General features: G+C 68.6%; 13 protein-coding genes and 2 tRNA genes. 13 read left to right on the top strand and 2 right to left on the bottom strand.

Annotated elements, in window-relative coordinates; all coding sequences use genetic code 11:
* The 7 genes from INE98_RS00525 to INE98_RS00495 form a co-directional block, all read left to right on the top strand.
* The coding region (locus INE98_RS00525; RefSeq protein ID WP_293535769.1) for a histidinol dehydrogenase at positions 1 to 315 on the top strand (315 nt) is incomplete at its 5' end.
* 50 nt (positions 316 to 365) lie between these two features.
* Complete coding sequence (locus tag INE98_RS00520) at positions 366 to 845, top strand: UPF0262 family protein (RefSeq protein WP_293535768.1); 480 nt, start codon at positions 366 to 368, stop codon at positions 843 to 845.
* A 129-nt stretch (positions 846 to 974) separates the two neighbouring features.
* Positions 975 to 1193, top strand: coding sequence for a translation initiation factor IF-1 (gene infA / locus INE98_RS00515; RefSeq protein WP_110449661.1), 219 nt, complete (start codon positions 975 to 977; stop codon positions 1191 to 1193).
* A 7-nt stretch (positions 1194 to 1200) separates the two neighbouring features.
* On the top strand, positions 1201 to 1779 hold the full coding sequence (locus tag INE98_RS00510; protein WP_293535767.1) for a Maf family nucleotide pyrophosphatase: 579 nt from the start codon (positions 1201 to 1203) through the stop codon (positions 1777 to 1779).
* Complete coding sequence (locus tag INE98_RS00505) at positions 1776 to 2816, top strand: ribonuclease E/G (protein ID WP_293535766.1); 1041 nt, start codon at positions 1776 to 1778, stop codon at positions 2814 to 2816. Before INE98_RS00510 ends, INE98_RS00505 begins: the two co-directional genes overlap by 4 nt.
* Complete coding sequence (yacG, locus tag INE98_RS00500; RefSeq protein WP_293535765.1) at positions 2813 to 3007, top strand: DNA gyrase inhibitor YacG; 195 nt, start codon at positions 2813 to 2815, stop codon at positions 3005 to 3007. The genes INE98_RS00505 and yacG overlap by 4 nt, the downstream gene beginning before the upstream one ends.
* 66 nt (positions 3008 to 3073) lie before the next feature.
* Positions 3074 to 3149: transfer RNA gene (locus INE98_RS00495), tRNA-Phe, on the top strand.
* Between the two features lie 46 nt (positions 3150 to 3195).
* On the opposite strand, the gene INE98_RS00490 is transcribed toward INE98_RS00495, so the two are convergent.
* Positions 3196 to 3804, bottom strand: coding sequence for a hypothetical protein (locus INE98_RS00490; RefSeq protein WP_293535764.1), 609 nt, complete (start codon positions 3802 to 3804; stop codon positions 3196 to 3198).
* A 21-nt stretch (positions 3805 to 3825) separates the two neighbouring features.
* Complete coding sequence (locus INE98_RS00485; RefSeq protein ID WP_293535763.1) at positions 3826 to 4098, bottom strand: hypothetical protein; 273 nt, start codon at positions 4096 to 4098, stop codon at positions 3826 to 3828.
* Between the two features lie 511 nt (positions 4099 to 4609).
* Between INE98_RS00485 and INE98_RS00480 the strand changes: the two genes are divergently transcribed.
* The 6 genes from INE98_RS00480 to INE98_RS00455 all read left to right on the top strand — a co-directional run.
* Entirely contained in the window at positions 4610 to 5512 is a 903-nt protein-coding gene (locus tag INE98_RS00480) for a MotA/TolQ/ExbB proton channel family protein (RefSeq protein WP_293535762.1), read from the top strand.
* A gap of 5 nt (positions 5513 to 5517) precedes the next feature.
* Positions 5518 to 5955: a biopolymer transporter ExbD gene (locus INE98_RS00475; protein WP_293535761.1), complete on the top strand. Its 438-nt coding sequence runs from the start codon at positions 5518 to 5520 to the stop codon at positions 5953 to 5955.
* A 10-nt stretch (positions 5956 to 5965) separates the two neighbouring features.
* Complete coding sequence (locus INE98_RS00470; RefSeq protein WP_293535760.1) at positions 5966 to 6655, top strand: energy transducer TonB; 690 nt, start codon at positions 5966 to 5968, stop codon at positions 6653 to 6655.
* A 139-nt stretch (positions 6656 to 6794) separates the two neighbouring features.
* Positions 6795 to 6871, top strand: a tRNA-His gene (locus INE98_RS00465).
* A gap of 51 nt (positions 6872 to 6922) precedes the next feature.
* Positions 6923 to 7258, top strand: a complete 336-nt coding sequence (locus INE98_RS00460; RefSeq protein ID WP_293535759.1) for a hypothetical protein — start codon at positions 6923 to 6925, stop codon at positions 7256 to 7258.
* A gap of 353 nt (positions 7259 to 7611) precedes the next feature.
* The coding region (locus INE98_RS00455) for a carotenoid oxygenase family protein (protein WP_293535758.1) at positions 7612 to 8164 on the top strand (553 nt) is incomplete at its 3' end.

Raw genomic sequence — 8164 nt, 5'->3', positions numbered from 1 at the left:
GTGGAGCTGGCCGTGGCCGATCCGGACGCCCTGTCGGCGAAGATCCGCCACGCCGGGGCGATCTTCCTGGGCCGGCACACCCCGGAGGCCCTCGGAGATTATGTGGCGGGCTCGAACCACGTCCTGCCGACCAGCCGGGCGGCGCGGTTCTCCTCGGGCCTGTCGCTCTATGACTTCCTGAAGCGCACCTCGCTGGTGAAGGCCGGCGCGGCGGGCTTCGCCGTGCTGGGCCCGCCGACCGTCGCCCTGGCCGAGGCCGAGGGCCTGCCCGCCCACGCCCGCTCCGCCGCCCTGCGGCTGGGCCGTGACGGGTGACGGCCATGCGCGGATTGCTCTAGGATCGGACGGCAGCTTGCGAACCGGACATGGCCGAGCCTGACCGCACCCTCCAGCGCCTGCAGAGCGTCGAGCTGGACCCGGAGTCCCTCGCGGCGGTCTCGCGCGACCAGGAGCAGGAGCGGAAGATCGCCATCTTCGACCTGCTGGAACAGAACTATTTCGCGCCCGAGGGCGCCGCCGGCGGACCCTATGACCTTCACATGGGACTGGTGGAGAACCGGCTGGTCCTGGACGTGACCGGGCGGGACTACCAGCGGCGGCACATCCTGTCGCTGTCGCCCTTCCGGGGCCTGATCCGCGATTATTTCATGATCTGCGAAAGCTATTACCAGGCCATCCGCCAGGCCACGCCGTCGCAGATCGAGGCCCTCGACATGGGCCGCAGAGGTCTGCACAACGAGGCCAGCGAGCTTCTCCAGCGGCGGCTGGCCGGCAAGGTGGAGACCGACCTGGACACCGCCCGCCGGCTCTTCACCCTGATCACCGCCCTGCACTGGAAGGGCTGACCGGTCCACCCGCGCCTCGACTGTCGACCTCGACCGGGGTCTTAAGGTATAGACCCCTGCCTTCCGGCTGGCGGCTCCCGATTCAGGGGGCTCCAGGCCGAGTTCGTCGACCCCTAGTCTGGAGCCTGCATGGCCAAGGAAGAACCCCTCGAGTTTCCGGGCACCGTCAGCGAGGTGCTGCCCAACGCCACCTTCCGCGTGAAGCTCGAGAACGATCACGAGATCATCGCCCACACCGCCGGCAAGATGCGCAAGAACCGCATCCGGGTGTCGGCCGGGGACAAGGTGCTCGTGGCCATGACCCCCTACGACCTGACCAAGGGGCGCATCACCTTCCGGGTCCGCTAGAGCGGCCATGCCGCCCCGGCTGGTCCTGGCGTCGGAGAGTCCGCGAAGGCGGGAGCTCCTGGCCTCCATCGGCCTGACCCCCGACGTCATCGTCCCCGCCGACATCGACGAGACGCCGATGAAGGACGAGCTTCCCCGGCGCCTCGCCGCGCGCCTGGCCGCCGCCAAGGCGGAGGCCGTCGCCGCCCTCCATCCCGACGACTATGTCCTGGCCGCCGACACCGTGGTGTCGGTGGGACGCCGGATCCTGCCCAAGGCGGCGGACGCCAGGGAAGTGGCCGAATGTCTCAGGCTCCTGTCCGGGCGGGCGCATCGGGTCGTGACCGGCGTCAGCCTGCGCGGGCCCGGCGGCCGCCGCGGCGACCGGCTGGTCGAGACCCGCCTGAAGATGCGACGCCTTACGGAGGCCGATATCGTCGCCTACGCCGCCAGCGGCGAAGGCGAGGGCAAGGCCGGAGGCTACGGGATCCAGGGCCGGGCCGGCGCCTTCATCCTGTCTCTGAGCGGCTCCTGGCCGGCGGTGGTGGGCCTGCCCCTGCATGAGACCGAGGCCCTGCTGACGGGGCAGGGTTGGCGACGGCCATGAGCGCGCGTCGGGCCTATCTTGACGAGACTCCCGGCGAGACCCGGGGCCTGATCACCCTCGATGGACGGCCCGAGCACCTGCTCATCCGGCGGGATGATGACGACCCCCGGCTGGAGCCCGGCGCGCGCATCGCGGCCCGGGTGCGCAAGGTCGAGCCGGCCTTCGCCTCCGCCTTTGTCGACCTGGGCGAAGGCCTCGAGGGGATGATGGAGTATCCGCCTGACCGCCGCCCGGTGGAAGGCCAGATGCTGGAGGTGGAGGTTCGCTCGGCGCCCCGGCCCGGCAAGCTGGCGGCGGTGCGGGGGGTGAGGCCTGCCGAGGGTCCTGTCCGACTTCTGGCGTCGGCGCCGGATGTGGCGGAGCGGCTCGCCGCCCTGGTCCGGAGCAAGGAGGTGGTGACGGGCGCGGAGGCGCGTCGGATGGCGGACGCCGCGGAGGAGACGGTGCTCTCCACGCTTCACGTCCTTCCAGGCGGAGGCGTCCTGGCCATCGAGCCAACCCGCGCCCTGGTGGCCGTGGACGTGGACCTTGGGCCCCGCAAGGGACCGGATCCCAAATCCCTCACCCGGCAGCTGAATCTCGCCGCCGTGGCGGAGACCGCCCGCCTGCTCCGGCTGAAGGCGCTGGGCGGACTGGTGGTGATCGATCTCGCCGGTCGCGGCCATGATGGAACCGCTCTTCTGAGCGCCGCCCGCGCCGCCTTCGCCCCTGACAATCCCGGGGTCGCCTTCGGGCCCATCAGCCGCTTCGGAACCCTGGAGCTCACGATCCCGCGACGGACGCGGGCGGCCGCGGACATCCTTCTCCAGCCGGATGGCCGGCCGGGTGAGCGAACCCTCGCCCAGCGGCTGATCCGGCAGGCCGAGAGCGCGGCGGACGTGGAGACCGGCCGCAGCTTCAGGCTCCGTGCGGCGCCGGCGGTTGCGCGCCTTGCCTGGCCCCTGGTCGACCGGCTGGCCGAGCGTCAGGGCGCGCGATTCGAACGGGTCGTTGAGCCGGACTGGCCCCGGGACCGGATCGAGATCGAACCGCTTTGAGTCCTCCGCCCGAAACCCGCCCCCAGAAGCCGGCCTGCCCCATTTGCAGAAAGCCCGCCACGCCGCAGTTCAGACCCTTCTGCTCGTCACGCTGCGCCAATGTGGACCTGCAGCGATGGCTGTCGGGAAACTATGTCCTTCCCGGCGACGAGGTTGAGGACCCGGGCGCCGGCGCCGAGGACGAATCCTGAGGGCGCCTCGCTGGACAGCCCGTCGGGCCTCTTCTATAGAACCGCCTCCGACCCGCGAGGCGTCGCGCCTGGGTAGCTCAGTTGGTAGAGCAGCGGATTGAAAATCCGCGTGTCGCTGGTTCGATTCCGGCCCCAGGCACCATTACTTTTCAAGGACTTAAGCGGCGCCGGTCGGAAACGTTTTCCAATCATCTGCGCGGCGTTTTCCAATCGATGTTCTGGAATCGTTGCTGGACGGCCCCGAGAACCTCGGTCTGGGCGGTCGTCCGGTCGGCGTCGCGGCCGCAGATTCCGGCCATGTGGATCAACCTGTCGCCGATCGCGGCCGAGACCCGCCAGTCGGTTTCCTGCGCCTGCCTGGCGAAGCTTCCGATCGTGTGGCGGGCGCCGTGGAAGGTGCAGCCCTCGCCGAGCTGGCCCGCGGCGGTCGGGCGGCGAACCAGGCGGAAGAACACCGCCCGGTAGCCTGAGGCGGACCATGGCGTCCCCGCGCTGGTGACCGCGATCTGCAGGGCTGCGCCACGGTTCGCCTTGGCGGCCTCGAGCATGGCGTGGAAGACGCCGGTCACCGGGGCCTCGCACAACTCTCCATTCTTCCGGGCCCGCCAGCGCAGGCGCGCGCCGTCGTAGGCGGCCCAGGTCACGCCCAGGGCGTCGCCCTGTCGCATCCCGGCGAAGACCGCGAGGGCGAAGGGCAGGGCGACATGGAAGGGGGCCTCGGCCAGGAAGGCCTCTACCACCGTCGCCGACCGGGCGCGGTTCAGGCTGGCCTCGCCCGAAGGCTTGCGAATCAGCACTCGATGCGCGGCATCGACGGCTCAGCAGGGATTGCCGACCCCGCCGCATCCCGCGCCGGAATCGGCCGCGCGCTGCATCTGGTCGGCGTCCTTGCGGCGCCTGGCTTCCCAGGCCTCCGCGGTGGCGCAGACCTTCCTGCGGAAATGAGACCCCATCTGCTGCACCTGCTCGCAGATCGGTCTGGGTTCACTGACGATCGGGGCCTTTCTGGCGGCCAGAGCCTGCAGCCGTCTGGCCTCGGACGCCTTGGAGGCCGGCGGTTCCGCCGCCTGGGCGGAGAAGACCGTAGCCATGCCGGTGATGACGGCGATGAGGGTCAGGCTCCCCCAAAGCTGGCGGCGTGAGTAGGCATGCCAGGCTCCTGCCCGATCCCGGATCTGCCCCTGACATCCAGCTGTCGCAATTGCGCGAAAACCGGGCCTCAGGCCGCCCCTGGCATCGTTTTCTCCCGCCGGACAACAAATGATCCTCCGGCAGACGGGGCGCGGGCCCTATTCCGCTTGACCGGAGAAAAAGGGGTTGCCAAAGGACACCTGCCGCAAGTCTAACTTGTCGGTAAGGTTCCGCTGCCCCTCGGGTCGGCGGCGCCGCACCCGAATTCAGGATGGCGTCAGGACCCGACTGGGTCCGGGTCGATGTCAGGGGTCGGGTTAGCGAAAGCGGCTCTATCGCTTCGGCGCGGTCGGGTCCGGGCAACCGGGCCTTCTTTTGCCGGAGCGGCGAGCCAATCAATTGGGGTAGAGGCGCTCTCGCGTGACGACCCTTAGGTCCAAACGTGCTAGACCAACCAGGAACTGGCGACAGATGATCGATAACAAGCTCAAGACTCCCTTCATCGCTCTGCTCGGCGCTCTTGCGCTTGTGGCGAGCGCTCCGGCTTTCGCCCAGGCGCCCGCGCCCGCTGCCGAAGCCGCCGCCCCGGCCGATGCGGCGCCTGCCGACGCCGCCGCCCCCGCCGCCGCTCCCGCGGAACCGGCCGCAGCTGAGGTCACCGAAGACCCGCCGCAGATCCCGAACGCCGGCAAGCTCACCGTGACCGGCATGTTCATGTTGGCCGTGCCCGTCGTGAAGGCGGTGATGATCGGCCTGATCCTCGCCTCGATCTATTCTTGGTTCCTGCTCGTGACCAAGATCATCGAGTTCAACAACCTCAATAAGACCGCGACCGCCTTCATGGAGGCCTTCCGGGGCTCCAAGAGCCATGCTGAGGCGGGCCGCGTCGCGGCTTCCGAAGAGTTCGCCGGCAACCCGCTGGCCGACATGGCCTCCGCGGCGATCCAGGAAGTCGAGCTATCCCGCCAGGCGGGCCTGCAGGTCTCGGGCGAGCACCGGGAAACCACCCTGCACCGCGCCGAAGCGGCGGTCAGCGCCGTTCAGGCGACCCTGAGCACGCGTCTGTCCACCGGCATGCAGTTCCTGGCTTCGACGGCGTCGTCCGGTCCGTTCATCGGCCTGTTCGCCACCGTGTACGGCATCATGAACTCCTTCATCGGCATCGCGAACACCAACACCACCAACCTGGCCGTCGTCGCCCCCGGCATCGCCGAGGCGCTTCTGGCCACGGGTATCGGCCTGTTCGCGGCGATCCCGGCGGCGATCTTCTACAACTACTTCCAGACCCGCATCTCGGGCTTTGGCGGTCGTTCGGAGGCCTTCGTTGCTGAACTGATGAACGGCCTTTCGCGGCAGCTCGACAAGGGGGCCTAATCCAGATGGGAGCCAAACTCTCAGGTTCTGGGGGTGGCAAGTACGTGGTAGAGCAGAACAGCGAGATCAATGTGACGCCCTTCGTGGACGTCATGCTGGTCCTCCTGATCATCTTCATGGTGGCGGCGCCCTTGGCGGCGGTGAACGTGAAGATCGCTCTCCCGAACGCGGTTGCAAAACCGGCCACTAATCCCCCCAAGCCGGTCTACATCTCGATCCAGCCAGGAGGTCGTCTCTTCATCGGGGACTACAGCACCGACCTGTCTGAGCTCGGGGACACGCTTCGCATCCAGCTGGGTGACAGGCGGAGTCCCGAGAAGGAGCGGATCTACATCCGCGCCGACAAGGACGTGATGTACGGCGACTTCATGGGCGTGATGAACACGCTCCAGGATAACGGCTTCTACAGCGTGGCCCTCGTCGGCGAAGACAAGAAGGACTGAGGGGTGGAGCATGGCTGAAGACATCACCCACCCCTTACGGAACCCGTTCGACGTCCCGCCTCCGCAGCGCGGCAAGGGCTACTGGATCGCCGCCATCGTGGCCCTGGTGCTCCATGTCGGTCTCGGCTTCGTGCTCTGGAAACAGCGCTTTGAGCTCGAGATCAGGGAGTTCTCGGACGACGTGACGGACGTGGAGATCATCCAGCCGATGGCTCCGCCTCCGCCTCCGCCTCCGCCGCCCCCGAACACGCCGCCGCCGCCGCCGCCCAAGCTGCAGCCGCGTCCGCCCGTCGCCGTGCCCAACGCCCCGACGATTCCGCCTCTTCCGGTTCCCCCGGTCGAAAAGCGGATCGAGGAGCCCAAGCCGCCGGCGCCGGCGCCCGAGCCGCCGCGTCCGTCCGTGATCACCAATCCGGACTGGGCCCGTCGCCCCTCGGGTGAGGACATCGCCCGCTACTACCCAGACCGCGCCCAGCGGATGGAAGTGGAGGGCCGCGTGACCCTGAGCTGCAAGGTCACCGCAAGGGGCCTGCTTGAAGAGTGTTCGGTCATCGCCGAAGACCCCGCTGACCAGGATTTCGGGTCGGCAGCTCTGAGGATGACGCGTCTGTTCCGGATGCGTCCGATGACCAAGGACGGTTCTCCGGTCGAAGGCGGCACCGTCCGGATTCCCCTTCGGTTCCAGCTCCCCAGGGGCTGATCTCGAGGGAGCCTGGCTTCCAAGGCCCCGGGGGTTGCCCCGGGGTCTTTTCTTTTGGGGGAGGGGCTTTGTCGGGATGTGACCAAGCGGCCGCTTGATCGGCGCCCCGCCGGCGACTAGAAGCAAGCCTCCGTGATGCGCCGCCTTAGCTCAGTTGGTTAGAGCGCTAGATTGTGGCTCTAGAGGTCCCCCGTTCGAACCGGGGAGGCGGTACCATCGCGGTCAGGAAGGCCCGGTCTCCGGGGTTGGTTCAGACTTGGCGAGACCATGAGTGAGGATCCCCCGAAGCGTCGGACCCTGAGCCTGAAGCCTGGCGTCCAGGTCACCCGGCCCCTCGGACCCAAGCCCCTTGAGCCCCTCAGGACCGACAAACCGGCCCGGCCGCCGCGGCCTTTGCGGCCATCTCGTGAGCCCAAGCCGGTCGAGCGCCCCTCCCACGGCTGGAAGTGCAAGCCCTGCGGCGCTTTCTTCGATCCGCCGGCGGAAGGTCCGGACGAGGAGGTGATCCGCTGTCCGAACTGCAACGCCCGGCTGGGTGTCGCCGGCGACTTCCGCCAGACACCGCCGCCGTCCCGGCTCCGCGCCCGTCCCATGCGCCGTTGAGGCCTCTCAAGCACCCGCGGCTCAGCAAGCCCCCTCACCCCGCTTCGCGGGGAGCTCCCCCGCAGGGAAGCAATGGCTCTGTAATTCCTCCACCTCTTGAGGGGGAGGTGGACCGCACAGCGGGCCGGAGGGGGGCAGCGGCCCCTCAGCAAGCCCCCTCGCCGGTCTCTACCCGGAGCTCCGCCGCAGGGGAGCCATCAAGATACTGGAATTGAAATCGTTTCGAGCCAAGTCCTGCGGAACGAGGCGTCTCTGCGCGCTCGCTGGGTCGACGGTCGCGACCCTACGATCTGGATGCGCCAGACGCAGATCCGTCCTAGTCTGCGCCAAACCGCGTTTCCCCGAGGTCCGCCATGCCCCTGCGCCGACAGCCCCCTGTCCTGACGACCCTGAGGGAGTCCTCGCACCCCTACATGACCGGGGCCTGGACGCCCTTGCATGAGGAGACCGACCTTCCGGACCCTGAGGTGATCGAGGGGCGGATTCCCGAGGACATCGAGGGGATCTACCTGCGCAATACCGAGAACCCGGTCCATCAGCCCCTGGGGCGCTACCATCCCTTTGACGGCGACGGCATGATCCACCGGATGATCTTCCGGGAGGGTCGGGCGAGCTACGCCAACCGCTTTGTCCGCACTCGCGGCTTTCAGGCTGAGCAGGAGGCTGGCGGCGCCCTTTGGGGCGGTCTCGCGGACCCTGTCCAGTTGGCGAAGCGCCCGGGCTTCGGGGCGCATGGCGCTCTGAAGGACTCCTCCTCCACCGATATCGTGGTCCACACCGGCGCGGCTCTGTCGACCTTCTACCAGTGCGGGGAGGGCTATCGTCTGGACCCGGTCACCCTTCAGACCCTCGGTGTCGAGGGCTGGACGCCGATCGACGGGATCTCAGCCCACCCCAAGGTGGACG

The sequence above is a fragment of the Phenylobacterium sp. genome (assembly GCF_020253645.1).
Classification (GTDB): Bacteria; Pseudomonadota; Alphaproteobacteria; order Caulobacterales; family Caulobacteraceae; genus Phenylobacterium.
Note: the sequence above shows the minus strand (reverse complement) of the source record. Positions and strands in the feature narration are given on the sequence as shown.